The organism is Cupriavidus nantongensis (assembly GCF_041726985.1).
GTDB lineage: Bacteria > Pseudomonadota > Gammaproteobacteria > Burkholderiales > Burkholderiaceae > Cupriavidus > Cupriavidus nantongensis_A.
In genome coordinates this window covers 2,338,472-2,364,649 of the sequence record NZ_CP168302.1, presented here as the reverse complement: position 1 = coordinate 2,364,649, position 26,178 = coordinate 2,338,472, and the positions used below count along the sequence as shown (strand labels likewise).

General features: G+C 67.1%; 26 protein-coding genes. 14 read left to right on the top strand and 12 right to left on the bottom strand.

Going from position 1 to position 26,178, the window contains the following annotated elements; genetic code table 11:
* Nucleotides 1-52: 52 nt before the first annotated feature.
* The 6 genes from ACEI37_RS10400 to ACEI37_RS10375 all read left to right on the top strand — a co-directional run bounded on the left by ACEI37_RS10400 (nucleotide 53) and on the right by ACEI37_RS10375 (nucleotide 7,470).
* Entirely contained in the window at nucleotides 53-1,249 is a 1,197-nt protein-coding gene (locus ACEI37_RS10400) for an amino acid aminotransferase (RefSeq protein ID WP_373376630.1), read from the top strand.
* Between the two features lie 251 nt (nucleotides 1,250-1,500).
* Nucleotides 1,501-2,073: a (2Fe-2S)-binding protein gene (locus ACEI37_RS10395; RefSeq protein ID WP_373376629.1), complete on the top strand. Its 573-nt coding sequence runs from the start codon at nucleotides 1,501-1,503 to the stop codon at nucleotides 2,071-2,073.
* A gap of 8 nt (nucleotides 2,074-2,081) precedes the next feature.
* Nucleotides 2,082-3,074 carry a xanthine dehydrogenase family protein subunit M gene (locus ACEI37_RS10390; protein WP_373376628.1) on the top strand — a complete coding sequence of 331 codons (993 nt, stop codon included), beginning with the start codon at nucleotides 2,082-2,084 and terminating at the stop codon, nucleotides 3,072-3,074.
* Entirely contained in the window at nucleotides 3,071-5,290 is a 2,220-nt protein-coding gene (locus ACEI37_RS10385; RefSeq protein ID WP_373376627.1) for a xanthine dehydrogenase family protein molybdopterin-binding subunit, read from the top strand. The genes ACEI37_RS10390 and ACEI37_RS10385 overlap by 4 nt, the downstream gene beginning before the upstream one ends.
* A gap of 132 nt (nucleotides 5,291-5,422) precedes the next feature.
* Nucleotides 5,423-6,295 (top strand): MipA/OmpV family protein, encoded by an 873-nt coding sequence (locus ACEI37_RS10380; RefSeq protein ID WP_373376626.1) that lies wholly within the window; start codon nucleotides 5,423-5,425, stop codon nucleotides 6,293-6,295.
* Between the two features lie 173 nt (nucleotides 6,296-6,468).
* A complete protein-coding gene (locus tag ACEI37_RS10375; protein ID WP_373376625.1) occupies nucleotides 6,469-7,470 on the top strand; it encodes a Bug family tripartite tricarboxylate transporter substrate binding protein in 1,002 nt (333 codons plus the stop codon).
* Nucleotides 7,471-7,515: 45 nt separating this feature from the next.
* Here ACEI37_RS10375 and ACEI37_RS10370 read toward each other — a convergent pair whose 3' ends face one another.
* Nucleotides 7,516-9,759, bottom strand: a complete 2,244-nt coding sequence (locus ACEI37_RS10370) for a TonB-dependent receptor (protein ID WP_373376624.1) — start codon at nucleotides 9,757-9,759, stop codon at nucleotides 7,516-7,518.
* A gap of 232 nt (nucleotides 9,760-9,991) precedes the next feature.
* Between ACEI37_RS10370 and ACEI37_RS10365 the strand changes: the two genes are divergently transcribed.
* The 6 genes from ACEI37_RS10365 to ACEI37_RS10340 all read left to right on the top strand — a co-directional run bounded on the left by ACEI37_RS10365 (nucleotide 9,992) and on the right by ACEI37_RS10340 (nucleotide 13,935).
* Nucleotides 9,992-10,366 (top strand): VOC family protein, encoded by a 375-nt coding sequence (locus ACEI37_RS10365; protein WP_373376623.1) that lies wholly within the window; start codon nucleotides 9,992-9,994, stop codon nucleotides 10,364-10,366.
* A gap of 172 nt (nucleotides 10,367-10,538) precedes the next feature.
* Nucleotides 10,539-10,994, top strand: a complete 456-nt coding sequence (locus ACEI37_RS10360) for a universal stress protein (protein WP_373376622.1) — start codon at nucleotides 10,539-10,541, stop codon at nucleotides 10,992-10,994.
* 38 nt (nucleotides 10,995-11,032) lie between these two features.
* The gene (locus ACEI37_RS10355; RefSeq protein ID WP_373376621.1) at nucleotides 11,033-11,248 is read left to right on the top strand and encodes a DUF2188 domain-containing protein; all 216 of its coding nucleotides are present in this window, start codon (nucleotides 11,033-11,035) and stop codon (nucleotides 11,246-11,248) included.
* A gap of 90 nt (nucleotides 11,249-11,338) precedes the next feature.
* Nucleotides 11,339-12,259: an arginase gene (gene rocF, locus ACEI37_RS10350; protein ID WP_373376620.1), complete on the top strand. Its 921-nt coding sequence runs from the start codon at nucleotides 11,339-11,341 to the stop codon at nucleotides 12,257-12,259.
* A gap of 207 nt (nucleotides 12,260-12,466) precedes the next feature.
* On the top strand, nucleotides 12,467-13,000 hold the full coding sequence (locus ACEI37_RS10345) for a TetR/AcrR family transcriptional regulator (protein ID WP_373377756.1): 534 nt from the start codon (nucleotides 12,467-12,469) through the stop codon (nucleotides 12,998-13,000).
* A gap of 56 nt (nucleotides 13,001-13,056) precedes the next feature.
* Nucleotides 13,057-13,935 carry an NAD(P)-dependent oxidoreductase gene (locus tag ACEI37_RS10340; protein ID WP_373376619.1) on the top strand — a complete coding sequence of 293 codons (879 nt, stop codon included), beginning with the start codon at nucleotides 13,057-13,059 and terminating at the stop codon, nucleotides 13,933-13,935.
* Between the two features lie 71 nt (nucleotides 13,936-14,006).
* Here the strand turns inward: ACEI37_RS10340 and ACEI37_RS10335 are convergent, their stop codons facing one another.
* The 4 genes from ACEI37_RS10335 to ACEI37_RS10320 form a co-directional block, all read right to left on the bottom strand.
* On the bottom strand, nucleotides 14,007-14,417 hold the full coding sequence (locus ACEI37_RS10335; RefSeq protein ID WP_373376618.1) for a VOC family protein: 411 nt from the start codon (nucleotides 14,415-14,417) through the stop codon (nucleotides 14,007-14,009).
* Nucleotides 14,418-14,461: 44 nt separating this feature from the next.
* Entirely contained in the window at nucleotides 14,462-14,902 is a 441-nt protein-coding gene (locus ACEI37_RS10330) for a helix-turn-helix transcriptional regulator (protein WP_373376617.1), read from the bottom strand.
* A gap of 16 nt (nucleotides 14,903-14,918) precedes the next feature.
* The gene (locus ACEI37_RS10325; RefSeq protein WP_373376616.1) at nucleotides 14,919-15,992 is read right to left on the bottom strand and encodes a LacI family DNA-binding transcriptional regulator; all 1,074 of its coding nucleotides are present in this window, start codon (nucleotides 15,990-15,992) and stop codon (nucleotides 14,919-14,921) included.
* A 101-nt stretch (nucleotides 15,993-16,093) separates the two neighbouring features.
* Entirely contained in the window at nucleotides 16,094-16,870 is a 777-nt protein-coding gene (locus ACEI37_RS10320; RefSeq protein ID WP_373376615.1) for an SDR family NAD(P)-dependent oxidoreductase, read from the bottom strand.
* 300 nt (nucleotides 16,871-17,170) lie between these two features.
* On the opposite strand from ACEI37_RS10320, the gene ACEI37_RS10315 reads away from it, so the two are divergent.
* Both ACEI37_RS10315 and ACEI37_RS10310 read left to right on the top strand, forming a co-directional pair.
* Nucleotides 17,171-18,145, top strand: coding sequence for a Bug family tripartite tricarboxylate transporter substrate binding protein (locus ACEI37_RS10315; protein ID WP_373376614.1), 975 nt, complete (start codon nucleotides 17,171-17,173; stop codon nucleotides 18,143-18,145).
* Nucleotides 18,146-18,212: 67 nt separating this feature from the next.
* Complete coding sequence (locus tag ACEI37_RS10310; RefSeq protein WP_373376613.1) at nucleotides 18,213-18,647, top strand: ester cyclase; 435 nt, start codon at nucleotides 18,213-18,215, stop codon at nucleotides 18,645-18,647.
* A gap of 44 nt (nucleotides 18,648-18,691) precedes the next feature.
* Here the strand turns inward: ACEI37_RS10310 and ACEI37_RS10305 are convergent, their stop codons facing one another.
* The 7 genes from ACEI37_RS10305 to ACEI37_RS10275 form a co-directional block, all read right to left on the bottom strand.
* Nucleotides 18,692-19,276 (bottom strand): hypothetical protein, encoded by a 585-nt coding sequence (locus ACEI37_RS10305; RefSeq protein ID WP_373376612.1) that lies wholly within the window; start codon nucleotides 19,274-19,276, stop codon nucleotides 18,692-18,694.
* Nucleotides 19,273-21,378: an alkyl/aryl-sulfatase gene (locus tag ACEI37_RS10300; RefSeq protein ID WP_373376611.1), complete on the bottom strand. Its 2,106-nt coding sequence runs from the start codon at nucleotides 21,376-21,378 to the stop codon at nucleotides 19,273-19,275. The genes ACEI37_RS10305 and ACEI37_RS10300 overlap by 4 nt, the downstream gene beginning before the upstream one ends.
* Before the next feature lie 66 nt (nucleotides 21,379-21,444).
* On the bottom strand, nucleotides 21,445-22,137 hold the full coding sequence (locus ACEI37_RS10295) for a 3-oxoacid CoA-transferase subunit B (protein WP_373376610.1): 693 nt from the start codon (nucleotides 22,135-22,137) through the stop codon (nucleotides 21,445-21,447).
* On the bottom strand, nucleotides 22,127-22,804 hold the full coding sequence (locus tag ACEI37_RS10290) for a 3-oxoacid CoA-transferase subunit A (protein ID WP_373376609.1): 678 nt from the start codon (nucleotides 22,802-22,804) through the stop codon (nucleotides 22,127-22,129). The genes ACEI37_RS10295 and ACEI37_RS10290 overlap by 11 nt, the downstream gene beginning before the upstream one ends.
* Nucleotides 22,805-22,814: 10 nt before the next feature.
* On the bottom strand, nucleotides 22,815-23,786 hold the full coding sequence (locus ACEI37_RS10285; RefSeq protein ID WP_373376608.1) for a Bug family tripartite tricarboxylate transporter substrate binding protein: 972 nt from the start codon (nucleotides 23,784-23,786) through the stop codon (nucleotides 22,815-22,817).
* Between the two features lie 350 nt (nucleotides 23,787-24,136).
* Nucleotides 24,137-24,790, bottom strand: coding sequence for a hypothetical protein (locus ACEI37_RS10280; RefSeq protein WP_373376607.1), 654 nt, complete (start codon nucleotides 24,788-24,790; stop codon nucleotides 24,137-24,139).
* A gap of 11 nt (nucleotides 24,791-24,801) precedes the next feature.
* On the bottom strand, nucleotides 24,802-25,755 hold the full coding sequence (locus tag ACEI37_RS10275; RefSeq protein ID WP_373376606.1) for a 5'/3'-nucleotidase SurE: 954 nt from the start codon (nucleotides 25,753-25,755) through the stop codon (nucleotides 24,802-24,804).
* Nucleotides 25,756-26,178: the final 423 nt, after the last annotated feature.

Here is a 26,178-nt window from a genome sequence, read left to right as displayed (position 1 = left end):
CGCGGCGTCTTGCGCCGCGGCAGCCGCCCCCGACCCAACTCCATCGCATCCCATGTTCGCACACATCGAGGCCTTTCCCGGCGATCCGATCCTCTCGCTCAACGAGGACTTCCAGCGCGACCCGCGCACCGACAAGGTCAACCTCAGCATCGGCATCTACTTTGACGACGACGGCCGCCTGCCGGTGATGCAGGCGGTGGCGCAGGCCGAGGCGTCGCTGCTGGCCGACATGGGTCCGCGCCCCTACCTGCCGATGTCGGGGCTGGTGGCCTACCGCAACGCCGTGCAGGCGCTGGTGTTCGGCGAGGACTCGCCCGCGCGCGCCGCCGGGCGCATCGCCACGCTGCAGACGCTGGGCGGCTCGGGCGCGCTGCGCGTGGGTGCCGATTTCCTCAAGCGCTACTACCCGCAGGCGCAGGTGTGGATCAGCGACCCCAGCTGGGAAAACCACCGCGTGGTGTTCGAGCGCGCCGGCTTCACCGTCAATACCTACCCGTACTATGACGACGCCACCGGCGGCCTGAAGTTCGACGCCATGATCGACGCGCTGCGCGCGATCCCGGCCGGCAGCATCGTGCTGCTGCACGCCTGCTGCCACAACCCGACCGGTGTCGACCTGAACCAGGACCAGTGGCGCCAGCTGATCGCGCTGCTCAAGGCCAACCAGCTGCTGCCGTTCGTCGACATGGCCTACCAGGGCTTCGGGGCCGGCCTGGAGGACGACGCCTTCGCCATCCGCGAACTGGTGGCGCAGGATGTGCCCTGCCTGCTGGCCAATTCGTTCTCGAAGAACTTCTCGCTGTACGGCGAGCGCTGCGGCGGCCTGAGCGTGTTCTGCAACACCGCGGCCGAGGCATCGAACGTGCTGGGCCAGCTGACCGGCGCGGTGCGCGCCAACTACAGCAACCCGCCCACGCACGGCGCGCGCGTGGTGGCCAAGGTGCTGACCACGCCCGAGCTGCGCCAGCTGTGGGAACAGGAACTGGCCGAGATGTGCGGCCGCATCGCGCGCATGCGCGAGGCCATCCACCACCACCTGCGCGACCATGTCAGCGGCGAGGCGCTGTCGCGCTACCTGACCCAGCGCGGCATGTTCACTTACACTGGCCTGAGCGCCGACCAGGCCGAGCGCCTGCGCGAGCAGCACGGCGTGTACCTGCTGCGCTCGGGCCGCATGTGCGTGGCGGGGCTGAACGAGCGCAATGTCGGCATCGTGGCCAAGGCCATCGGCAGCGTGCTGAAGGGCTGAGCCCGGTCCCACACGGCCTCATGGCGGCGCCTTCGGGCGCCGTTTCTGTTTGTGGCGCAAGGTATCGCCCCACGTACGGCCCAGCGTAATTTCTACACGCACGGCGTGGCGTTTTTGACGCTTGCCGCACCGTGTTGCCATACTGCCCCGCGGCGCCATGGCCGGGGCGCTGCCCGGCACTGAACTTGCAGCCTTCCGGTATTCCCGGCGCCTCCTGACGACATGCCGGGACGCCGACAGAAGGCTCGCCCATGTCCGAAGACAACGTTCCGGCCCATTGCAGCACCACCGTCCCGTTAGGCGCGGCCACCCGCCCGTTCACGCTCCATGTCAACGGCAAGCCCTGCACGCTGCAGCTGGAACCGCGCTGCACGCTGCTCGACGCGCTGCGTGAAATCCTCCACCTGACCGGCGCCAAGAAGGGCTGCGACCGCGGCCAGTGCGGCGCCTGCACGGTGCTGGTCGACGGCCGCCGCATCAACGCCTGCCTGACGCTCGCGGTGATGCAGGAGGGCCGCCACATCACCACCATCGAAGGCCTGGCCAGCGGCGACACCCTGCACCCGATGCAGCAGGCCTTCGTCACCCACGACGCGCTGCAGTGCGGCTTCTGCACCCCCGGCCAGATCTGCTCGGCAGTGGGCCTGCTGGCCGAGGCGCAGGCCGGCCATGCCAGCGCGGTGCGGCCGCTGAGCCCCGCGACTTTGCCGCTCGGTGACGACGAGATCCGCGAGCGCATGAGCGGCAACCTGTGCCGCTGCGGCGCCTACCCCAATATCGTCGCCGCGGTCCGCGCAGCTTGCGGCAACGGCGACGGCAGCTAGGGCCCGGTATGAATCCTTTCGCTTATGAACGGCCGGGCTCGGTCGACGAGGCCATGCGCCTGGGAAGCCAGCCGGGCGCCCGCTATGTCGCCGGCGGCACCAACCTGCTGGACCTGGTCAAGGCCGGCGTGGAAGCGCCGCGGCTACTGGTCGATGTCAGCCGGCTGCCGCTGGACCAGATCACGGCGCTGCCCGATGGCGGCCTGCGCCTGGGCGCGATGGCCAGCAACACCGATGCGGCCAACCATGCGCTGGTGCGCGAACGTTATCCGCTGCTGGCGCAGGCGCTGCTGTCGGGCGCCTCGGGGCAGTTGCGCAATATGGCCACGGTGGGCGGCAACCTGCTGCAGCGCACCCGCTGCCATTACTTCTATGACCTGGGCTTTCCGGCCTGCAACAAGCGCAAGCCCGGCTCGGGCTGCGGCGCGCGCGACGGCATCAACCGTATCCACGCCATCCTCGGCGCCAGCGAGCATTGCATTGCCGTGCATCCGTCCGACATGTGCGTGGCGCTGGCCGCGCTCGAGGCCGTGATCGTGGTGCGCGCGACCACCGGCGAGCGCCGTATCCCGATCGGCGACTTTCATCGCCTGCCCGGCGACACCCCGCAATGCGACACCATGCTGGCACCCGGCGAGCTGATTGTCGCCATCGACCTCCCGCCCTCGCCCTACGCCGCCCATGCGCATTACCTGAAAGTGCGCGACCGCTCCAGCTTTGCCTTCGCCCTGGTCTCGGTCGCCGCGGCGCTCGAACTCGACGGCAAGCTGGTGCACAGCGCGCGGCTGGCGCTGGGCGGCGTGGCGCACAAGCCCTGGCGCGTGCCCGCGGCGGAACGCGCGCTGGCCGGGCGGCCGCTGAGCGCGCACAGCGCGGCCGACGCGGCGCGGCTGCTGCTCGACGGCGCGCACCCGTATGCGCACAACGCGTTCAAGATCAGCCTGGCGCAGCGCGCGGTCGCTCTGGCGCTGAAGGTTGCCAGCGGAGGAACTTCGGCATGAGCGTTACCGGCACCCCGCTCGACCGCGTCGACGGCATCCCGAAGGTCACCGGCAGCGCCCGCTACACCGCCGACCACACGCTCCCGGGACTGGTCCATGCGGTGATGGTGACCAGCGCCATTGCCCGCGGCGAGATCGTCGCCATCGACACCGCCGCGTGCGAACGCATGCCGGGCGTGCGGCTGGTGCTGACGCCGTTCAACGCCCCGCACCTGCCCAGGGCCGGCAAGGCGGCCGCGGACATCCCCACCGCCGGCCACGTGATGAGCCTGCTGCAAGACACCACGGTCCACTACAACAACCAGCCCATCGCGGTGGTGGTGGCCGATACGCTCGAGCAGGCCCGCGATGCCGCGCGCTGCCTGCCGGTGCAATACCGGCCGGCCGATGCCGTGCTGGACTTCGCGCAGGCGCGCGCGCGGGCACGCAAGCCTGACGAGGACGAATCCGCCGACAGCCGCCGCGGCGATCCCGATGCGGGCCGGCGCGGCGCCGCAGCCGTGATCGACGCGGTCTACACCACGCCGATGGAAACCCACAACCCGATGGAGCCGCACGCCACCCTCGCCGCGTGGGACGGCGACCAGCTGACCCTGTACGACGCGACGCAATATGTCACCGGCGTGCGCAAGACCGTCGCGGCCGCGTTCGGCATCGCCACCGACAAGGTGCGCGTGATCTGCCCGTACGTGGGCGGCGGCTTTGGCTGCAAGGGCTCGGTGTGGTCGCACGTGGTGCTGGCCGCGATGGCGGCGCGGCAGGTCAGCCGCCCGGTCAGGCTGGTGGTGGAACGGACCCAGATGTTCGGCCCGGTGGGCGGGCGGCCGTTTACCGAGCAGCATGTGTTCGCCGCCGCGGCGGCCGACGGCGCGCTGCACGCGCTCCGCCATGACGTGACCGCATGCACTTCGGCGATCGAGGAATGGCTTGAATCCGCCGCGCTGATCACGCGCCGGCTCTACGCCTGCGCCAACGTGCAAACCAGCCACCGGCTGGTCGAACTGGACATCGGCACGCCCACCTTCATGCGCGCGCCGGGTGAAGCCCCTGGCAGCTTCGCACTCGAATGCGCGCTCGATGAACTGGCGGAGCGGCTGGGCGTCGACCCGGTTGCGCTGCGCCTGCGCAACCACGCCGACACCGATCCGGACAAGCAGTTGCCGTTCTCGAGCAAGTCGCTGCGCGAGTGCTATCGCGACGCCGCCGAGCGCTTCGGCTGGGCGCGCCGCGATCTGGCCCCACGCTCGATGCGCGCCGACGGCAAGCTGGTGGGAATGGGCATGGCCACCGCCACCTATCCCACCTACCGCTCACCGGCCAGCGCGATGGTGCGCCTGCTGCCCGACGGCACGGCGCTGGTACGCACCGGCTCGCAAGACCTCGGCACCGGCACCTATACGGTGATGACGCAGGTCGCCGCCGATGCGCTGGGCCTGCCGCCGCAACGCGTGCGCTTTGAACTGGGCGACACGGCCTTCCCCGAGGCGCCGGTGTCGGGCGGTTCGCAGTCCGTGGCCAGCGTCGCGCCCGCCGTACAGCAGGCGGCCGAAGCGGCACGGCTGCGACTGATCCGCCAGGCCGTGGCCGATACCGCCTCGCCGTTGTCCGGCGCGCCGGTGGAAGATGTCGAGATCGTCGATGGCTGGCTGCAACGCCGCTCGCAACACCGCTCGGATGTGGCGCAGCGCGAACCGATGTCCGCGCCGATCCGGCGTGCGGGCGGGCGAGCGATCGAAGCCCGGGCCAGCACCAAGCCCGGCAAGGAGCGCCAGGCGTATTCCATGCACGCCTTCGGCGCGGTCTTTGCCGAAGTCCGCGTCGACCCGGAACTGGGCGAGATCCGCGTCCACCGCGTGGTGGCCAGCTACGGCGCCGGCCGGCTGCTCAACCGCAAGACCGCGCACAGCCAGCTGATGGGCGGCATCGTCTGGGGCATCGGCATGGCGCTGCACGAGAAGACCGAGCTCGACCTGGCCACCGGGCGCGTCGCCAACGCCAACCTGGCAGAATACCACGTGCCGGTCAATGCCGACATCGGCACCATCGAGGTCACGGTGGTGGACGAGGACGATCCGCATATCAACGCCCTGGGCACCAAGGGCATCGGCGAGATCGGCATCGTCGGCGTGGCTGCGGCGATTGCCAATGCCGTGTACCACGCCACCGGCCGGCGCGTGCGCGACTTGCCGATCACGCTGGACAAGCTGCTCGACTGAACGCCCTCCCGTCACCAGGCAGGAACCTGCGGCGCCGCGCTGGCTGCGCCAGTGGTTGCGCCCGCCGCGATCCGGTGGAAAGATGTCGTCCACGGGCCCCGCGCCCGCAACCTGGCCGCCCGCCATGCGGGCATGGAGGCTGCCGTGACCGAGCGAATTCCACCGCGTACTTCCTCGTGCATCGCCCTGCTGCTGGCCATCGGCGCGCTGCTGGCCACGGGCCCGGCCAGCGCCCAGACGCCGGCACCACTGGCCGAATGGCAGTTCTCCGCCGGCATCCCGCTGCAGAAGCTGTTCCAGGACGACATCCCCGACTGGCAGGTCCGGCTTGGCGCCGCCGCGATGCTGCGGCCGCGCTACGACGGCTCGTCCGAGTACATCGTGATCGGCGGCCCCAGCATCGATATCCGCTACCGCGACCTCGCCTTTGCCTCGATCGGGGAAGGGCTGGGCGTGAACCTGCTGCGCGGCAGGAACTGGCGCGCCGGCATCGCCCTCACCTACAACCTGGGCCGGCGCGGGCAGGAAGACTCGCCGCACCTGGACGGCATGGGCAATATCAACCCGGCGCCGGAAGGCAAGCTTTTCGCAGAATACGCAGTCTCGAAGGAATTCCCGCTGGTGCTGCGCATCGATGCGCGCCGCAGCCTGGGCGGCAGCGACGGCTGGATCGGCGACATCGGCGCCTATATGCCGCTGCCCGGCAGCTCGGAGAAGTTCTTCTGGTTCGCCGGCCCCACCGTCACGCTGGCCGACTCGCGCTACATGAACGCCTGGTACGGCGTCAGCGCCGCGCAGGCGCGGGCTGGCCGGCCGCAGTACCACGCGCGGGGCGGGATCAAGTCATACGGCTTCGGCGTGACGTCGGTGTGGTACTTCGCCAAACACTGGTTTGCCAGTTCGGACGTGGCCGTGTCGCAACTGGCCGGCGATGCGGCGGACAGCCCGATCACGCGCAAGCGCACCAACGCGGTGTTCGACCTGTCGGTCAACTACGAATTCTGACGATCCCTGCGGCCGGCCTGGTTCGGCTATCGCACATTGGATGGCCCACGTCCGCGATTCAGCCGCATCCGGTGCGGCACCGCACAGACTGCGTCCCGCATAATTGGCCGGCCGGATCTCCGGCCGCAGGCCCCGCCAGGGGATTGCCAGGCATGCCAAAGAAGGAGACGTAGTTGAAGTCCAGCATCAAGCATCGCGTCGCGCGCAGCGCGCGTTCCATCGCCCTCGCCGCTGCCGGCGTGGCCGCCCTCCACACCGCCCCCACTGCCCTCGCCGCCGACGCATGGCCGGCCAAGCCGATCAAGGTGATCGTTCCCTACACCCCGGGCGGCTCCACCGACACGGTCTCGCGGGTCGTGTTCGAGCAGGTCTCGCAACGGCTGGGCCAGCCCATCATCATCGAGAACAAGCCCGGTGCCAACAGCACCCTGGGCGTCGGCGTGGCCGCGCGCTCGGCGCCGGACGGCTACACCTTTGTCTCGGTGCTGGCCGCCTACAGCGCCAACATGTCGCTGTATTCGAAGCTCAGCTACAAGCCCGCGGACCTGGTGCCGGTGGCTGAAATGGCCGAGCTGCCGCTGTTCCTGTTCGCCAGCAAGAAGCTGCCGGTCAAGACCGTGGCCGAGCTGGTCGACTACGGCAAGAAGCATCCCGACACGCTGACCTTCGGCTCCAGCGGCGTCGGCAGTTCCGCCCACCTGACCGGCGAACGCCTGGCGATGGAGTCGAAGCTCAAGCTCACTCACGTGCCCTACAACGGCAGCGCGCCGATCCTGCCGGCACTGGTATCCGGTGAGGTTTCGGTGGCGTTCGACCCGCTGCTGGTGCCGATGCCGCACGTCAAGTCCGGCAAGATCAACGTGCTGGCCGTCGCCTCGGCCAAGCGCTGGCCGGGCGAGCCCAATATCCCGACCATGGAAGAAGCCGGCTTTCCCGGCTTCGTCATGAGTTCATGGACCGGACTGCTGGCGCCGGCCGGCACGCCGCAGCCGATCGTCGCGCGCATGGCCCGGGAAATCGCCGCGGCCACGCGCAGCCCGGAAGTCACGAAGAAGCTCACCGACCTTGGCTTTGTGCCGGTCGGCGGTACGCCCGAGGAGTTCCGCAAGCTGATCGAGCGCGATACCAGGCGCTATGCGGAGATCGTCAAGGCGGGCAAGATCACGCTCGACTAAGGCCGTGGCTGGCGGCGCCGGGCGCCGCCAGCCACGCCGCACCGCTTACCAGCGGTGCTGGTACATCGCCGTCAGCGTGATGCCCGCCGCCGGCAGCCGGCTGGTGTTGTTGCTGTTGCGCAGCAGCTGGCTGTACAGCGGGTAGTAGTTGCGGTTGAACAGGTTCTCGATGCCGACCGTGATCGTATCCTTGCGCGTCAGTTCATAGCGGCTGATCAGGTCCACGGTGGTATAGCTGCCGACCTCGCGTCGGCCGAAGCTGTTCTGGCCGTTGAGCCGGTAATCGCGGCTGGCGTAGTAGCTGAGCTGCACGCGGTTGCTCCACTGGCTGACGGGACGGAACTGCAGGTACGCCGTGACCTTGAGCGGCGGAATGCGATAACCGGTCATGTCTTGCAGGCCGGCGCTGCCCTGCGGCCGCTCGCGCCCGTTGATCCAGGTGATGGTGCCGCCCGCGCCCCAGCGCTCGTCGTCCGAGCGGTAGTCGGCGGCCGCTTCCACGCCCGCGATGCGCTCTTCGGTGCGGGTCAGGATCAGGCCGTTGTTGAAGCTCTGCACGTCGCCAAGCTTGGACGTGGTGTAGAACAGCGCCACGCTCGCCAGCGTATTGCCCAGCGCGCCGCGCCAGCCCAGTTCGTAGTTGTTGGTCTTGACCGGATCCAGGCTGGACGAATTGATATCGAAGCCGGCACGCGCGTTGCGGATCTGCAGGCCGATGTCCGGCAGCTGGAAGCCCTGGCTGAACGACGCATAGAACTCCTGTCCCTTGACCGGCGCATAGGCCGCGCCCAGGTTGAACAGCCAGGCGCCATAGTTGACCGTGCCGCCCTTGACCGTGGCCGGGTTGCTCGCGCGCGATTGCGACAGCGGCACGAAATCATCGAAGCTGGCGTTGGCGCGCTCATAGCGCAGGCCGCCCTCGGCCGACCACTGCTCGCTGAACTTGTGCTGCAGCTGGCCGAAGATGCCGCCACTGCGCGTGGTCAGCGGCGGCATGTAGGTGGCCGTGCCGATGCGGTTGAAGACCAGCCCGCCGCTGCTGTCGTAGGCGCGCGGGTCGAACAGGTCCAGCGGCATGTCGCTGCGCTCCTGGTTGTAGTCGGCGCCCCACAGCAGCTTGGTGGCCTTGGCCTGGCCCAGCGGCGTGCTGATGGTCAGGCGCCCGCCGAACACGTCGCTGTTCTGGCTGATCTGGTCGACATTGCCGCCGCGCGTGGCCACCGCACGCGCATCGAAGGGCGGGAAACGCGTGAAATAGTCGCGGTAGTAGAACTGGCTCGATACCGTGCTGCCGAACAGGTCCTGGTGCTGGTAGTCCAGGTTGACCACGGTATTGCGCAGCTCGTTCTGGTTGTCCAGCTGCAGGCCGCGGATCGCACGTGCGGCCGTGGAGCCGGCTGGCGCACGGGCCACCGACGGATCGGACGCATAGTCGGTGTTCTGCTTCGCCTGGTAACGGCTGACGCTCAGCTGCAAGCGCTGCTGGCCGTCGATGCGCCAGCCCAGCTTGCCGCTCAGGTTGTAGACGTTGGAATCGAACAGGTCGCCCTGGCTGGGCTCCGGCGCAATGCGGTGGCCTTCGGCATCGTAGGGGCTGCCGATGCGCTGCGCGCCCAGGTGGAAGGCATAGTCGATCGGGCCCTGGCTGCCGGAGAAATGCTGCTGCACGTTGGCGCTCAGCCCCTCCTTGCTCAGCCGCGTCAGCGGCGTGCCCAGCGTCACCGTGGTATCCGCGCTCGGCGGCCCGCCGGCCTGGCGCGTAGTGATCGAAATGATGCCGCCGCTGGCGCCCGCCCCGTAGAGCGCGCTGCTGCCGCGCAGCACCTCGATGCGCTCGATGTTGCTGGGGTCGATGGTGGCCAGGTTGCGCGCCGAGTCGCGGTTGGTGTTCAGCGGGATGCCGTCGACCAGCACCAGCGCGCTGCGCCCGCGCAGCGTCTGGCCGAAATCCGTCACAGTGCGGCTGGAATCGGCCATGCCCGGGATGACCTTGCTCAGCATGGTGGCAAGGTTGGTCGAACCCGTGCGCAGTTCGTCCAGCTCCTCGCGCTCGATCACCGTGACCTGCCGCATCGGGTTGACCAGGTCGCTCTTGATACGGTCGACCCGGACCTCCACGGCATTCAGGCTGCCCGCTTCGACCGACGCCGCCGGCGCCTGGGCTTGAGCTTGTGCTTGGGCCTGTGCGGCCGAGACAAGCGGCATCGTGCCCGCGATGGCACAGATCAGCAGGGACAGCGGGCGGGGACGAAGGGCGAAGCGGATGGAGGTGGCCGGAAGGGTTTGCATGGTGGCTGCAGGCGCGCGCGCTGGCTTTTAATGATTTGTAACAAAACCTGGAATGATAATGATTCCTGATTGTGTCAGCAAGCGCGGGTGTGGCCCTGCTTATGTCTGGCATGGCATATGGCAGCGCAGGACGCGATCGGAACCCGCCCCGATTGCCGTGATAGAGTCGGCCTTCGTTCGCTGTAGTCAACCTAACGTCGCCATCCATCGAGCCAACGACTGAGGAGCACCCATGTTTGACCACGTCAAATTCGGAGTCAGCGACTATGCAGCCAGCAAGACGTTCTTCCTCAAGGCGCTGGAGCCGCTCGGTGTAGCGGTGGCGTCGGAAGGGCCGCCGGCCTACGGTGTCGAACTCAGCGGAAGCGGCAAGGCTTCGCTATGCCTGTTCCAGACCGACGAGAAGCCCGCGCATCTGCACCTGGCGTTTGTCGCCGAGACGCGGCAGCAGGTCGACGCGTTCCATCGCGCAGCGCTGGCGGCCGGAGCCACGGACAATGGGGGCCCCGGGCTGCGGCCGCATTACCATGCGAACTACTATGCGGCCTTCGTCATTGGTCCTGAAGGGCACAACATCGAGGCGGTTTGTCACGCGCCCGGCGCATAACCCTTCAGACCAACATCTTGTCGTCATCATCGCGCTCCTGGTCGCGATCAAGGCGGCGCCAGCCTGCCGCTTCGGATTGATGCGCGTCAAGCGCGCATCGACGCCGGCATCTAGGCTGAATAAGGCGCCCCGCTACCTTGATTCCGCACATCCCTTCGTCAGGAGACTCATCATGTACCAGCGCATCCTGCTCGCCGTCGATGGCAGCCGTTCTTCGGACCTGGCCCTGAGCCAGGCCATCATCATCGCTAAGGCAACCGGCGCAGAGGTCAAGGCCCTGTTCGTGGCGGATGACGCCGATGTCTTCTTCGAAGCCAGCTACTTCAACCCAAAAGAACTGGTCGACAGCCTCATCGCGCATGGTCGCAAGGCGCTCGATGCGGCCTCCGTCAGGCTCAGCGAGGCGGGCGTGCCGCACCTGATGCAGCTGGATGAAAAGCCAGTGGCGCCGGGCCAGATCTCGTCGACCATCGTTGCCGAGGCCGATGCCTGGAATGCCGACCTGATCGTGCTGGGCACGCACGGACGCCGCGGCGTACGGCGCCTGTTGATGGGCAGCGTCTCGGAAGGCGTGCTGGCCAAGACCAGCAAGCCCGTGCTGCTGGTGCGCAGCGAAATCGAAGGCTAGCTCCTAGACTGCAGGCATGTGGCTGACCAGGAGCAATCATGCCAAACGTTCATGTGATACCCAGCGGGGGTAAATGGAAGGTCGAAGTGGAGCGCGGCACACAGGACACGCCGACGTATGACAGCGAGGACGCAGCCATTGTCGCCGCGACGGCGCTCGCCAGGAAGCTGCAGGGGGAATTGCTCGTACATGGGGAGGATGGGGCGATTCGCATACGAAATTCCTATGACAATGACCGGGACGTCAAGAGGTAGGCGTCAACGTTGTGCGGAAGACCGCCCTCGCGGGGGCGGGTACGAAACCTGCAAGCGCATGCTGGCATCCGCACCCATCGCATCCTTGCCATGAAACCTGTCACGCTGATTGGCGCCCCCACCGACGTCGGGGCCGGCACGCGCGGCTGCTCGATGGGCCCGGAGGCGCTGCGCGTCGCCGGCCTGGCGCAGGCGCTGTCTCGCAACGAACTGCAGGTCGAGGACGCCGGCAACCTCGACGGCCCCGCCAATCCGTGGGAGCCGCCCCGGGACGGCCTGCGCCACCTCGACGAAGTGCTGGCGTGGAACCGTGCCGTCTATGACGCCTGCCTCGGCACCCTGCAAGCCGGTCGGCTGCCGCTGCTGATGGGTGGCGACCATTGCCTGGCGATCGGCTCGATCAGCGCCGCGGCGCGCCATTGCCGCGACACCGGCAAGACCTTGATGGTGCTGTGGCTCGACGCGCACGCCGACGCCAATATCGGCACCACCACGCCGACCGGCAACATGCATGGCATGCCGGTGGCCTGCCTGTGTGGAGACGGCCCGGCACCGCTGACCACGCTGGCCGGCGCGGCGCCGGCGGTGCAGCGCAGCGCGATCCGGCAAATCGGCATCCGCAGCGTGGATGCGGAGGAAAAGCGCCGCCTGCACGAATTACATCTGGCGGTGTACGACATGCGCTACATCGACGAAAACGGCATGCGCCACACCATGCAGCAGGCGCTGGCGGGCATCGACGCACAGACGCACCTGCACGTCAGCTTTGACGTGGATTTCCTCGACTGCGTGATTGCCCCCGGCGTGGGCACGACCGTGCCGGGCGGGCCGACCTATCGCGAAACCCAGTTGTGCATGGAAATGATCGCCGATACCGGCCAGCTGGCATCGCTCGACGTGATGGAACTGAACCCGGCCTGCGACGTACGCAATCAGACCGCGCAACTGGCCGTGGACCTGGTCGAAAGCCTGTTCGGGAAATCGACGCTATGGCGTCCGCCGCCCGCTTAAAAAGTTGCACGGAGTGCCTGTCGATACTTCAATGCCGTGCAGGGACGCCGTCATGACGAAGCGCCGATGAGCTGCTATATTGGGAGCCATCGTTTCCTAATTTGCCAGTCTGGCGGCATGACAGCAACCCATCCCCAGGTCCCACCGCGCCCACGCGGCCGAGGCCGCCCGCGCGAGTTCAACGTGGACCAGGCGCTGGATCGGGCCGTGCGCGTGTTCAGCGAACGCGGTTATCACGGCGCTTCGATCTCCGACCTGACCCGCGCCATGCGTCTCGCGCAGGGCAGTCTTTACAAAGCGTTCAAGGACAAGCAATCGCTGTTCCTGGCGGCGTTCGATCGCTACCGTGCCCAGCGGGCGGAGAAGCTGCACCGCGCCATCGACAACGCCGGCACCGGGCTGGAACGCCTGCGCGCCATGCTGGACTTCTATGCCGACTCCGCCCAGGGCGCCGCCGGCCGGCAAGGTTGCCTGGTCGTCGGCAGCGCGGTGGAACTGTCAGCATTCGACAGACCAATGGCCAGCCACATCGCCGCCGCGATGTCGCGCAACGAGGCATTACTGGCTGACCTGATCCGCCAGGGGCAGCAAGACGGCTCGATCCCGGCCCATGTGGACGTCGAAGCGACTGCGCGGATGCTGTTGTGCCTGACGCAAGGCATGCGGGTCGTCGGCAAGACCGGACGCAGCCGCGAACAGATGCAAGCCGTGGCGAGCGCCGCACTCCAGGTATTAGCCTGAAAATTTTTTTCCTATTTAGGAAACAATCGATTCCATTTTGACTGAGGAGAACACCGATGAAGATCGCTTTTCTTGGCCTGGGCACCATGGGCCTGCCAATGGCTGCAAACTTGCTCAAGGCCGGCTATGCCGTGCGCGGCTGGAATCGCTCGCCCGCGCCGGTGGCGAAACTGGCAGCGCTCGGGGCGCAAGGCGCGGCCACGCCCGTCGAGGCGGTCACCGATGCGGACGTGCTGATCTCCATGCTGGCCGACGATGGCGCCACCCGTGCCACGATACTGGATGCACGGGCACTGTCCGCGCTGAAGCGGGGAGCCATCCATGTCAACATGGCCACGATATCGGTGGCCCTGGCAGCCGAACTGGCTGCGTTACACCAGGCGCAAGGCGTGGGCTATGTCGCCGCACCGGTGCTGGGCCGGGTAAACGTTGCTGAAGCGGGCCAGCTCAACATCCTGGCAGCGGGCAATTCCGACGCCATTGCAACCGTTCAGCCGCTGCTGGATGTAATCGGCCAGAAGACCTGGCGCCTGGGCGAACGGCCAGAACAAGCCAATGCTGCTAAGCTTGCCGTGAACTTCATGATCGCCAGCGCCATCGGTACGATGGGCGAAGCGGTGGCGCTGGCGCACGGCCATGGGGTGGACAAGGCCGGCTTTCTGGAACTGGTCATGTCTACGGCCTTCGCTGCTCCTGTCTACAAGGGCTATGGGCAGGCCATCGCCGAAGAGCGCTTCGAGCCAGCGGGATTCAAGCTGGCGCTAGGCCTCAAGGACGTGCGCCTGGCGCTGGAAGCGGCGGAACAGGCCAACGTTCCCCTTCCGCTGGCCAGTACGCTGCGCGATACACATATCGAAAGCCTGGCCCATGGCGAAGGCCACCTGGACTGGGCGGCACTGTCGCGCACGTCCGCACGCCGTGCCGGGCAGGCCTGAACGCCACCGCACAGTGGCCGCTTCGCAGAGGCTGGCACGAACCAAGGGCCGGCGCATGGCCGGCGCCTTTCTCATTTGAGCTGCTGGATCCGGATCATGTTGCCGGCCGGATCGCGCACCGCGAAATCGCGCACGCCGTAAGGCTGGTCGGTCGGCTCCTGCACGATCTCGGCGTCGCGGTCCTGCAGGCGCTGGAAGACGGCGTCCAGGTCCTTCGCGCCAAGCAGCAGCATGGCGAAGGTACCCTTGGCCATCATCTCGGCGATGGTGCGCTTCTCCTCGTCGGTAACGCCCGGGGTCGCATTTGGCGGGTACAGGACGATGGAGGTGTCGGGCTTTTCCTTCGGGCCGACGGTAATCCAGCGGTGGCCGCCAAAGGCGACGTCCTTGCGGATCTCGAAATCCAGGGCGTCCCGGTAGAACGCCAGCGAGACCTCCGGATCGGAATGCGGCAGAAAGGTCGAATGAATGGTGAGGTCCATGATCAGTCTCCATGAGGGGTGAGGGGTGATGCATGGACGCCAGTCTAGTCGGACGACGGTTCCTGCGCTTCTCGATTCCTGACCGGTCGCGTCAGCTGCCTGGCGATGCAGGACGGGATGCCCTCCGCCTCGCGCGCGCAATCGCGCCGGTAAATGCTGGGCGAAACGCCGACCAGCTCGGTGAACCGCGAACTGAAGGACCCCAGGGACGAGCACCCCACCTCGTAGCAGACCTCGGTGACACTCAGGTCGCCCCGGCGCAGCAGCGCCATGGCGCGCTCGATGCGCCGGGTCATCAGATAGGCATAGACCGACTCGCCATAGGCCAGCCGGAACTGCCGGCTGAGATGACCCGCCGACATATGCACGCCCCGTGCAAGCGCCTCGACGTCCAGCGGCTGGGCGTAGTCGCGGTCAATGCGGTCGCGGACCCGGCGCAGGCGGGCCAGGTCACGCAGGACGGTGTCGGGGGTGGCGGCGGGCATCGTCGTATGGCCGGGCTCAGGCCCTGGCGGCCGGAGGCGGCGCGCAGGATTCGCGCAACACCATCTGCGTGGCCAGCCGCACTTCCTGCCCCGTCGACGCCTTGGTATCTGCCCCGGATTCGTGATGGCCAATGGCCCTCAGCAGGATTTCGGCGGCGGCCGTGCCCACCGCCTCCAGGTCCCAGCTGACTGCAGTGATGGCCGGCGAATACAGCTGCGGCAGGTCACCGTCGCCGACGCAGACCAGGCTGACATCGAGCGGCACGCGATGGCCGCTTTGTCGCGTCGCCTGCAGAACGCCGGACAGTATCCGCGTGCCCAGGCAAATGAATGCCGTTGGCCGGTCTTTTGCCGACAGCATGGCCAGCGCGTCGCTGAAGGAAAAATCCATGGCAGAACGGCTGGAGCGCACGAGCGTCTGGTCCACCGCCACGCCGCGCTCCTGCAGCGCCGCGCGATAGCCGTGGATGCGTTCGCGGCCGGGGCGCAACGCGGCATCGGAGGTCATCAGCGCGATGCGCGTGTGGCCCAGGTCGAGCAGATAGCGGCAGGCTTCGTATGCGCCGCGGAAGTGATCGACGTGGACGCCGGAACCATTCTCACCAAAATCGCGGTCCATCGCCACGACGGCAAGATCGCGCGAGACCTGGTCGAGGTACTCGGACCGCTCGACTTCGCAGGGCCCCAGAATCAGCCCATCGACGCGACGCCGGCGGAACAGGTCCACCATCAGCTCTTCCTGCGCCTTGCTGTTGTGCGTGTTGCCGACCACCATGGCGTAGCCTTCGCGCTGCAGACGGCTTTCGACCGCGGTGATGATGCGGGCGTAGAGCGGATTGGCCAGATCGGAAACCAGCAGTCCGACCACGCCGGACGTACCCGTGCGCAGGCTCTGCGCGATCGGGTCGGGCGCATACGCCAGCGCCTTCGCCGCGCGCTCCACCGCCTGCAGGGCCGCGTCGCTGACCGGGCCGCTGCGATTCAGCGCCCGCGAGGCCGTCCCCAGCGACACGCCGGCCGCCCGCGCCACGTCTCGAATCGTGACGCGTGCAGGTGTGGCGGGGCTGGTAGTGCGCGTTCGACTGCTCATCGGTGTTCCTGGCGGAAAATAGCAGACGCATGGCAAGGGCGCCGCCGGCTTCTCGGCCTGCGATTATCTCCCAAAAGCGGCGGAGTGCCCCGGCCGTGGCGTCAGTACACGGCGCGCCCGCCGCTGATGTCGAAGACTGCGCCCGTGCTGAAACTGCAGCGTGCGGAACACAGCCACGCCGCCATCTCGGCCACCTCGTCGACGCGCACAAAGCGCTTCATCGGCACACGTTCCAGCAGGCGCGCCCGCAGTTGCGCGCGCTGGCTCTCGTCATATGCTCCGAAGATGTCGGTATCGGCGGCGCTCGGGGTGATGCAGTTGACCAGAACTCCCGCGTCGGCCAGTTCCTTGCCCAGGCTCTTGGTCATCGATATCAGCGCCGCCTTCGATGCCGCATAGGCGCCCGCAAACGGGTTGCCCTCCTTGCCGGCGATCGATGCCACATTGACCACCCGGCCATATCCCTGCGCCACCATCGCGGGCACCAGTGCCTGCGCACATTGCAAGGCGCCGAAGACGTTCACATCGAACACGCGCTTCCATTCGTCCATCGATGCCTCGACCGTGGGGCCATGGCGTCCGAGAATGGCGGCATTGTTGACGAGCGCCGTGGGCGTTCCCAGCGCTTCCGTGGATTGCGCCAGGGCCCGGACGACCTGCGCGCGCCCGGTAATGTCGACGGCGACATCGAGCACCGTTGCGCCGTGATCCCGCAAGGCTTGCGCGGCCTGTGCAAGCGGCCGGGCATCGCGATCCCACAGCGCGATCGAGAAGCCATCGGCGGCAAGCCGCGCGCCAATGGCGAGACCGATGCCCCGTGCCGCGCCGGTCACCACCGCGACGCGTCGCGCCGGCTCCTTGCCTTCGATGACCGTCATGGCTGCGCTCCGATCCGGCGCAGCGCCGACGCTTCACGGTAGTAGCGGAACTTCGTGGTACCGACCGCTTCCTTGTAGAACCAGACCTGGCAAAGACCACCGAACAGCAAACTCATCGGGCTCCTCCGGGATCTAATGGAAACGTTTCCATATGACCAGTCTACTCAACGGCCTGATGGTCGCCGCCTAGCGTTAACCATGATTGCAGGCCACGACGCGATTACGAAACTGGATTGGAAACGTTTCCATATCGAGTGGAACAAAGCGAAAGACACCCGCGACCAGAATGGGTGATACCCCTTGGAGACAACCATGAGAAAAGCCCTGGCAGGCGCCCTGCTCGCCGTAGCCACCACTGGCGCGCTGGCCGCCGATGACCCTGGCTATCCGGATCGGCCGGTCCGCATGCTGCTGCCCTTCTCCGCAGGCGGCGGCGGCGACATCCTCGGGCGCCTGCTCGCCGAGCGCTTTGCGGCGCATCTCCGGCAACCTGTGGTCGTGGAAAACAAGCCGGGCGCGGCCGGCACGATCGGAACGCACGCGGTGGCTACCGCGGCGCCGGATGGCTACACGATCATGATCGGCGGTATGTCGACCCACCAGCTTGCGCCGGCCACTTACAACAAGCTGCCCTACGACCCGGTACGCGATTTCCAGAGCCTTGGCGCGATCGGCAATTCGTCGATCGTCATGATTGCCGCCAACCAGTACCCCGCCAACAACATCAGGGACCTGATCGCGCAGTCGCGCAAGGACGCCGCGCCGATCCAGTACGCAAGCTGGGGGGCGGGATCGACCGGCCACTTCTGCGGCGAGGTGCTGAGCCAGAAGACCGGGATTCCGCTGCAGCATGTGCCATACAAGGGCACTGCGCAGATCGTCACCGACATCATCGGCAACCACATCTCGGTGGGCTTCGTCGACATGGTGACCGCCACGCCTTTCGTCCAGGAGGGCAAGGTCAAGGCGCTCGCCGTCTGCACACGCCGCTCGCCAAGCCTGCCGAATGTCCCCAGCTACCAGGAACAGGGCGTGGACTTCGACCGCGAACTGACCTGGGTCATGTATGTGCCCGCCAGGACGCCGAAGCCTGTCGTCGACAAGCTCTCCCGCGTCCTGGAAACCACGCTCAAGGACCCGGAAGTCGCCAGGAAGCTGCTGTCACTCGGCATCACGGCCAAGTACGTGCCGGGCCCCGAGCAGCAAGCCGCCAACGCCCGCGATATTCCGATGTGGAAGGCTATCGCCGCGCAGGCACGGATCAAGCTGGACTAGCCGCGCCAGCGCGGCGCAGGCCTCGCCATTATTCGAATTCCACCATCTCCGCAGGAGCCCTGCCTTCATGTCCAATGCTCTGAACACTGCACGCATCCAGACCGTACGCGATCACATGGCGCTGGAATGCGTGCATGACTGGGACGCCGTGATCGACACGTTCGCCCATCCCCGCTATGAAATGCACGGCAGCGGTGCCGTGTTCGACGGCGAGACCGCGGTGCGCGGATATTTCGACGCGTCGCGCATCCCCTTCCCCGATCTCAAGAATGAAATCATCGCCATTGCGGCGGCAGGCGACACGGTCCTGGTGGAATTCTGGCTCCAGGGCACGCATCTGGGACCGCTGCAGGCCAACGGCAAGACCTTTGCCCCAACCGGCCGAACCTTCCGTGTGCGCATGGCTGCCACGTTCGAGTTCGCGCCGGGCTCGGACAAGATCATCTGCGAGCGACCGTACTCGGCACCCGACGCCAAGCTGAGGGCACTTGGACTGCTCTGAGTTCGATCGCTGGCGAACGCCTGGACTGGCGGTTCCATGAGCCGTCAAGACGGCGTGCGACTCGCCAGCGCAGCATCGCGCGGCCCTGCGAACCGGCCCGCCAGTATGGCTTCCACCCGCACACGGTCCGTGGTGTCTCCCGTCACGACAAGCAGCCCGCTGTCCAGCGCTTGCCTCCAGCCAATCCTTCCTTCCAGCAAGCCGCGCAGCACCTGCTCTCCGGTCACCACGACAACATCGCCGGCGCCGGGGCCCGCTTCGTGGCCGGCATGGGGATCTGCCTGGCGTTGGCGCGACGGGGCATAGCGCGTCCAGAGCCGCGATTCGACCAGCAGCAGCGATGTCGGAGGCAATTTGGACCTGACTGACGCCAGCCGCTGTTCCAGCAGGTGCGCGGTGTCATCGGCGCGCAGGCGCGCTTGCTCGCCGGTAAGGCGCTGGGCCGGTGCCAGCGTGCCGGTGCCGAGCGCGTCGTTCATGGCGAAGGCGACGCCGACCGAAGCGGGATGGGCCGCGCCGACTTCGTCGCCGAGGACAAAAGAAGAGCCGCAGGCCGCCACCGGCTGCGGCGCCAGGACCAGCCAGCCGGCGGCCAGCACGGCCATCAGTGCGGTAGCGCTTGTTTTCATGGCGTCACGATGTTGAACCAGAAGGGGAAGTTGTCCAGCAGGCCAAGGAATTCGCCCAGCGCCTCGCGTCGGCCTTCCACTTTCATGTCTCCTTTCGCGATGGCGTTCTCTAGCGTCGTTTGCTTGAGCTGGATGGCATCGAGCGTTGCCTTTGACATCGTGATGTTCGCATCCGCCTGCGGCAACGGCTTGCCGTAGTTCAGCACGGCGTTCTCCACGGCCAGGCCGTATTGCTGCTGCAGGTCGGTGAAGTTGAGATTGAGCGAAATCTTCTTGCCCGCGGCCTTGGGTCCGTTCAGTCGCACTGACATGTAGTCGAACAGCATCTCGGGTGGCATTGCCTTGATGGTGTCCGGGCTGGCTACGTCGGTACCGCCCGCCTTGGGCACGCCATTGCGCAACTCGTATGCGCCCATCAGGTACACCGAGCGCCACGGGCCGCTTTCCGCCTGGTAGCCCAGCTGTTCCAGGGAATCGGCGAGCAGGTCCTTGCCGGCCTTGCTGTCCGGGTTGGCGAAGACCACGTGCTTCAGCGCCTCGGCGGTCCAGCGATAATCGCCCTTGTCGAAATCAGCCCTGGCGCGGCGCAGGATCGCGGCCTCGCCGCCCATGTACTCGACGTATTTCTTCGCGGCCATTTCCGGCGGAAGGTTGTTCAGGTCCGACGGATTGCCGTCATACCAACCCATGTACCGTTGATAGACCGCACGGGAATTGTGGCGCAGCGTGCCGTAGTAGCCGCGGTTCGGCCAGAACTTGTCGAGCTCGGGCGGCAGCTTGATCATTTCCGAGATCTCAGCCCCGGTATAGCCCTTGTTCATCAGGTTGACCGACTGGTCATGCGTGTATTTGTAGAGGTCGCGCTGCTTCTTCCAGTAGTCGATGATCCTGGCATTGCCCCACATCGGCCAGTGGTGGGCCTGGAACTTGAATTCCACGTCCTTGCCGTAGGTGTCGATGGTTTCGTTCAGGTAGCTCGACCACTTCAGCGCATCCCGCACCTGTGCACCGCGCAGCGTCAGGATGTTGTGCATGGTGTTGGTGGTGTTTTCCGCCATCCACATGCCCTTGAACTGAGGGAAGAAGGTATTCATCTCCGCGGGCGCCTCGGTGCCCGGCGTCATCTGGAACACCATCCTGACGCCGTCCACGGTGACTTCGGTGCCGGTCTTGCTGATGATGTCCGTGGGTACGATCAACCCTGCAGCGCCGGTCGAGACTGTCTGCCCCAGCCCGCCGTTGACGCCGCCGCGCGCATTGCGTGGCAACAGTGCGCCATACATGTACACGGCACGGCGGGCCATCGCGTTGCCGGCAATGACGTTCTCGCTGACGGCATGCTCGGTAAAGCCCTGCGGCGCGAAGATCTTGACCTTGCCAGATTTCACGTCGGCCTCGTTGACGACGCCGCGCACGCCGCCGTAGTGGTCGATGTGTGAATGGCTGTACACCACGGCCACGACCGGCCGCGCGCCGAGGTGCCTGGTCACGAATTCATAGGCTGCCTTGGCCGTTTCCTCCGAGATCAGCGGATCCAGCACAATCCAGCCGCTATTCCCCTGGACGAAGGTCACATTGGAAAGATCGAAGCCGCGCACCTGGTAGATGCGGTCGGAGACCTTGAACAGGCCGTGCTGCATGTTCAGCTGGGCGTTTCGCCACAAGCTGGGGTTGACGGTGTCCGGCGCGGGCTTGTCGATGCCGATGTATTGCTTGTATGCCTCGAGGTCCCAGACCACGTCGCCCTTGGCGTTGCGTATCGTCAGCGTGTCGGGCCTGGCCACCAGGCCGCGTTGCGCATCCTCGAAATCGGCTCTGTCCTGGAAAGGCAATTCGTTCAGCACCGCGGCGTTCGCCGCCTTCGTCGCCGCCGTGGCGGGCTTGCCGCCGACCGGCTGGGCCTGGGCCCAACCAAACGATGACCCTGTCATGCAAAGCACGGTAGTCAGGACGAATGCCGCCTTCATTGCTGTCTCCCGGGATGTCACATGGCGCGAATAGATGGGGCTGGACAGCCCATCCAAAGTCATTCGATGGTCCTTCATCGAGGAACACGACGGAAGTGAATTCTTTTTCGCGCGTATGAAAAATCGTTGTGACACCCTGAATCGGTGAGGCAGACTGGCCCCCGGACGCGCCGCGAATGGCGGCATCTGCAAGCACGCCTGCTAGCGCAACACCCGGCACTGCGCCTGCAGCATCAACGGCGCACCGCTCAGCGCCGCCACGGTTTCAAACGACACACCTTCGGCCAGCCCGGTGACCAGCAGTCCGCCGCCGGGCTGCACGTCGATCACCGCCAGGTCGGTGTAGATGCGGTCCACCACGCCGAGGCCGGTAACGGGATAGCTGCAGCGCTGCACGAGCTTGGGTTGGCCGTCGCGGGTGACATGCTCCATCATCACGAACAGCCGCGCCGCGCCCGCCACCAGGTCCATGGCGCCACCCACGGCAGGAATCGCGTCGCGGCCGCCTGTCGACCAGTTGGCCAGGTCGCCCGTGGCGGAGACCTGGAAGCCGCCCAGCACGGTAAGGTCGAGATGGCCGCCGCGCATCATGGCGAAGGACATGGCGTGGTCGGAGATGGAAGCGCCCGGCAGCAATGCGATCGGCTCCTTGCTGGCGTTGATCAGGTCGGGATCGCCCGCGCCATCGCGGATCACCCCGCCCATGCCGAGGATGCCGTTCTCGCTGTGCAGCACGATCTCCCGCTCCGGCGGCAACTGGTCCGCCACCAGGGTCGGCATGCCGATGCCCAGATTGACGTAGCTGCCGTCCGGAATGTCGGCCGCCACGATGCGCGCCATGGCGTGGCGGCTGAGCCGGGGCAGTTGCCGGATCTGCGGGATGTCATGCGGCATGGCATTCTCCGGTCTGAACCACGGCGTGGACGAAGATGCCGGGCGTCATCACCTGCTCCGGCGGCAGCGTGCCCAGCGGCACGATGTCATCGACCTGGACGATGGTGTGGCGGGCCGCGGTGCACATTACCGGCCCGAAGTTGCGGCCTGCATAGCGGTAGGTCAGGTTGCCCCAGCGGTCCGCGCGATGCGCCTTGACCAGCGCGAAGTCGCCACGCAACGGTTGCTCCAGCACATAGCCCCTGCCCTCGATCTCGCGCGATTCCTTGCCCTCGGCCAGCGCGGTGCCATACGCGGTCGGCGTAAAGAACGGTCCCAGCCCGGCGCCGGCGGCGCGCATGCGCTCCACCAGCGTGCCCTGCGGCACGCATTCCAGCTCGACCTTGCCGGCGCGGTAGGCCTCGATAAAGGCTTCGGCATTGCTGGAGCGCGGATGGGAGCAGATCACCTTGCGCACCGCGCCGGCGCGTATCAGCGCCGCGATGCCGGTGTCGCCGTTGCCGGCATTGTTGTTGACGATGGTAAGGTCGCGCACGCCGCGCGCGAGCAGCGCGTCAAGCAGCGCGCCGGGGACGCCGGAGCCGCCGAAGCCGCTCACCAGCACGGTGGCGCCGTCGGCGATGCCGGCCACCGCTTGCTCCAGGGATACCACGGTCTTGTCGATCATGTCTGAGGCCTCATTGCTGCGGAATGCCGGTGTCCTTGACCACGCGCGCCCAGCGCTCGCGCTCGTTCTTGATAAAGCCGCCGAAGTGGGCGGGCGTATCGCCGCCCGGGATGCCGCCCAGCTCCGCCAGCCTCGACTTGATTTCGGGCTCGTCCAGGATGCCGGCGACGGTCTTCTGCAGCCGGTCGATCACCTCCGGCGGCGTGCCGGCCGGCGCCACCAGGCCGAACCATGCCGTCAACTGGAAGTCGTTCACGCCGGCTTCCTTCATGGTGGGCACGTCGGGCAGTTCCGGCACGCGGCTGGCGCTGGTCACCGCCAGCGCGCGCAGCTTGCCCGAGCGGATATGCGGCAGCGAACTCGGCAGGTTATCCACCATCATGGTGACCTGTCCCGCCACCAGGTCGGCCACGGCCGGTGCCGCGCCCTTGTACGGAACATGGATCAGGTCGGTGCCGGTGCGTTTGCGGAGCAACTCGCCGGACAGGTGGACCGACTGGCCGGTGCCGGAAGATGCAAACGAGTACTTTCCCGGCTGCGCCCTGGCCAGCGCAACCAGTTCGGCGACGGTGCGGGCCGGCACGTTGGCATTGACCACCAGTACGTTGGGCACCGACACCACCAGGGTGATCGGCGCAAAGTCCTCGGCGCGGTACGGCAGTTGCCGGTACAGGCTGTAGTTGATGGCATTGGGGCCGATATTGCCCATCATCAGGGTGTAGCCATCGGCGGCCGACTGCCTGAGCGCCTGCGCGCCGATGATGCCGCCTCCGCCGGCGCGGTTTTCCACCACCACTGGCTGGCCCAGCACCTCGCCCATGCGCTTGCCGACCAGGCGCGAGGCGATATCGGCCGTTCCACCCGCGGCCGCCGGAACGATCAGCCGGATCGGCTTGTCGGGATATGCCGCCGCCGCTGCGCCCGGGGCCGCCACAAGGGCCACACCAAGCGCCAGCCACAGTCCATGGAAAGCCTGCTTCATCGTCGTCTCCTTTTATGGTCGCGCCATGTCTGTGATGTGGTTCTGGCGCGGCGTCGAGTGACGATAAGGCGCCCGTCAGGGCGACGTGAATTCACGTTTCGAGAAAGAAGGCTTTGGCTTGGCGGAAGCCGTGCGTGCGGTATGGCGCGCTAGCGGCGCGGCGTCGTGCCGTCGTGAAAAATCCGCGCTGTGCACCGGCTTTTCTCAGCGGCTTGACGCAGGATTCCAGCATCAACTCCGCCGTTTCCGCGGCAGCGAACGGATTTCCCAAAGTGGAATGCAGCCAGCCGGCGTCAGGTGCGGGACGTGGGCGCAGCCTGGCAATGCAGTGGCACGCCAGGCTGCATACCTCAGTCCCGATACGCCCACAGGTCCGCCACGCGGCCGCCGTCGTCCGCGATCAGGCGGAATGCGGCCGGCTGGTAGTCCGTATCGATGGCGAGCACACCGCTGGCACTGGCGGGCAGCGTGCCGCAGGCCGACGTCGACAGCTTCAGGCTCAGCGTATTCGGCATGGCCTGTGCGGCCAGCGTTCCCGACAGCTGGCATGCCGACGCGCCGGGCGTGATCCTGCCCTCCGCCGTGACCGTGAAGCTGGCACTCGCGCCCGTGGGCAGCACCGTGGTGTAAGCGCCGGCCACGCTGGCAGGATCGACGCTCGCCGCCGGCACCGGGGCGTGGCTCAGCAGCTTGACGTTGGCGGCGGCATCGGCGCCGGGTGCGGCGACCCAATTGCCGCCCTTGTCCCGACGATAGATGGTTGTGGCCTTGTCTTCGGCATCGGCCAGGGCCAGGTAGCGGCTGCCGTCCGCGCCGGCGTAGTACTTGCCGACGGTCGGGTTGTCGGCATCGCCCACGCTGACGACGTAGGCGCCGGGCTCCAGGTCGGTGACCGACAAGGTCGCGGTGGCGGGCGGTGCGCCGTTGTCGGGCGAATCGTTGCCGCCGCAAGCGGCCAGCCCCAGCACGGCTGCCAGGGGAAACAGGGAAATCAGGCGTTTCATCGGGACCTGCCTCACTGGCCGAATAGTTCACCCAGGCGCAGGCGCAGCCATTGCTGGCCGGCGGGGCGCTGGTCGAAGCCGATCTGCATGGCGGTAACGGCGGTCCTGGTCTTGTAGACCACGGACTCGTCCTCGGCCTGCGCGGCGGTCGGCGTGCCGCTGCCGGCTCCGATGCCAAGCCCGTACGGCGCCGTGCCGCTGAACTTCAGCGCATAGGCGTCGAAGGTGCCATGCCGCGAGAACGCGAACGGCGTGGCCGCCGTCGGCGCGTTCGGGAAGTTGACGTTCAGCGCCAGACCCGCCGGCAGCAGCGGGCCGCCATTGGCCTTGGCCTGCAGCGTGCCGAGCAGCTTGATGGTCAGCTGCGCCACCACGCCGGACACCGGGCTCGCCAGGCCGGCATTGTCGACCGAGTCCGTGCCCGCGCTCAGCGCGATCGACGGGATGCCGCGCGCCGCGCCGAACTGGGCATTGCTGACGGTGCCCGAGCTGTTGACGATGCGGCCGACGTTCTGGCCTTCGTTGGGACCGGACAGCACCAGGTCCGGGGCCTTGCCCCAGCGTGCCGGCGCCAGCACGTCCAGGCCGTACATGGTCGCCATCACCGGCGTGCCGTGGGCGTAGTGGTAGTCGCCATTGGTGTAGCCCGCCTTGGTGAAGGGCCCCACCGCCGGCTCGCCGGTCTTGGCCGCGCCGTTGTGGCAGCCGCCCTCGGCCTCGACCTGGGTCTTGTCGTTGTCCGGCACGATGACCGTGGTGCTGTACATCACGATGCCGGCGCCGCGGCCGCTCTGGCCGGTGCAGGGTACGCTGACGATGACGTTGTGGCCGGCGCCCTTGAGCGCGTCGTACAACGCCTTCAGGTTGCTGGTCAGGCCGTCGTCGTTGGTCAGCAGGATGTTCAGCGCGAAGGCAGGACTCGCCGTGGCGGCCAGCAAGGCCGCGGCGATCAGGCGGGATTTCATGTCGGTGGCAGGTCTGGGTGGTTCAGGAATGCGGGCGAAGCGTGCCCGCGCGGCAGGCAAGTTACTGCGGGCAGCCCGGTGAGGCTGGCTGGGCGCACGCGCCGGCAGCGCCGATGTAGGTGGCGCGGGCCGGGCGCAGCGCCCCGGGGTCGTCCGTGGTGGACGGACGCTACCTTAACCGCGTTTCATGTCAGTTGCGTGAACAACAAAGGGCGCTGCGCCGACGTAGTGCAGCCACCGGCCCGGCCATCAAGGACGACCCCCGGGGCCGTTACTCCCCTTGGTGGGAGGGAAGTCGATCCTCTGGCATGGATACGCTGCGATGCATGATGGCCTGTCGACCGACGCATGACCTGAATTTCCGGCCAGTACGGGATTCGCAGGAACTTGCTACATTGCTGACTGCTGGCGAAAACAGCCCAG

Excerpts from the sequence above, each read along its gene's own strand:
- ACEI37_RS10280 (WP_373376607.1), bottom strand. The coding sequence starts at position 24,790 with ATGAAACGCCTGATTTCCCTGTTTCCCCTGGCAGCCGTGCTGGGGCTG.
- ACEI37_RS10400 (WP_373376630.1), top strand. The coding sequence starts at position 53 with ATGTTCGCACACATCGAGGCCTTTCCCGGCGATCCGATCCTCTCGCTC.
- ACEI37_RS10355 (WP_373376621.1), top strand. The coding sequence starts at position 11,033 with ATGCCAAACGTTCATGTGATACCCAGCGGGGGTAAATGGAAGGTCGAA.
- ACEI37_RS10385 (WP_373376627.1), top strand. The coding sequence starts at position 3,071 with ATGAGCGTTACCGGCACCCCGCTCGACCGCGTCGACGGCATCCCGAAG.
- ACEI37_RS10295 (WP_373376610.1), bottom strand. The coding sequence starts at position 22,137 with ATGCCGCATGACATCCCGCAGATCCGGCAACTGCCCCGGCTCAGCCGC.
- ACEI37_RS10320 (WP_373376615.1), bottom strand. The coding sequence starts at position 16,870 with ATGACGGTCATCGAAGGCAAGGAGCCGGCGCGACGCGTCGCGGTGGTG.
- ACEI37_RS10370 (WP_373376624.1), bottom strand. The coding sequence starts at position 9,759 with ATGCAAACCCTTCCGGCCACCTCCATCCGCTTCGCCCTTCGTCCCCGC.
- ACEI37_RS10275 (WP_373376606.1), bottom strand. The coding sequence starts at position 25,755 with ATGAAATCCCGCCTGATCGCCGCGGCCTTGCTGGCCGCCACGGCGAGT.
- rocF (WP_373376620.1), top strand. The coding sequence starts at position 11,339 with ATGAAACCTGTCACGCTGATTGGCGCCCCCACCGACGTCGGGGCCGGC.
- ACEI37_RS10330 (WP_373376617.1), bottom strand. The coding sequence starts at position 14,902 with ATGCCCGCCGCCACCCCCGACACCGTCCTGCGTGACCTGGCCCGCCTG.
- ACEI37_RS10365 (WP_373376623.1), top strand. The coding sequence starts at position 9,992 with ATGTTTGACCACGTCAAATTCGGAGTCAGCGACTATGCAGCCAGCAAG.
- ACEI37_RS10290 (WP_373376609.1), bottom strand. The coding sequence starts at position 22,804 with ATGATCGACAAGACCGTGGTATCCCTGGAGCAAGCGGTGGCCGGCATC.
- ACEI37_RS10360 (WP_373376622.1), top strand. The coding sequence starts at position 10,539 with ATGTACCAGCGCATCCTGCTCGCCGTCGATGGCAGCCGTTCTTCGGAC.
- ACEI37_RS10340 (WP_373376619.1), top strand. The coding sequence starts at position 13,057 with ATGAAGATCGCTTTTCTTGGCCTGGGCACCATGGGCCTGCCAATGGCT.
- ACEI37_RS10325 (WP_373376616.1), bottom strand. The coding sequence starts at position 15,992 with ATGAGCAGTCGAACGCGCACTACCAGCCCCGCCACACCTGCACGCGTC.
- ACEI37_RS10285 (WP_373376608.1), bottom strand. The coding sequence starts at position 23,786 with ATGAAGCAGGCTTTCCATGGACTGTGGCTGGCGCTTGGTGTGGCCCTT.
- ACEI37_RS10390 (WP_373376628.1), top strand. The coding sequence starts at position 2,082 with ATGAATCCTTTCGCTTATGAACGGCCGGGCTCGGTCGACGAGGCCATG.
- ACEI37_RS10380 (WP_373376626.1), top strand. The coding sequence starts at position 5,423 with ATGGAGGCTGCCGTGACCGAGCGAATTCCACCGCGTACTTCCTCGTGC.
- ACEI37_RS10395 (WP_373376629.1), top strand. The coding sequence starts at position 1,501 with ATGTCCGAAGACAACGTTCCGGCCCATTGCAGCACCACCGTCCCGTTA.
- ACEI37_RS10335 (WP_373376618.1), bottom strand. The coding sequence starts at position 14,417 with ATGGACCTCACCATTCATTCGACCTTTCTGCCGCATTCCGATCCGGAG.
- ACEI37_RS10310 (WP_373376613.1), top strand. The coding sequence starts at position 18,213 with ATGTCCAATGCTCTGAACACTGCACGCATCCAGACCGTACGCGATCAC.
- ACEI37_RS10305 (WP_373376612.1), bottom strand. The coding sequence starts at position 19,276 with ATGAAAACAAGCGCTACCGCACTGATGGCCGTGCTGGCCGCCGGCTGG.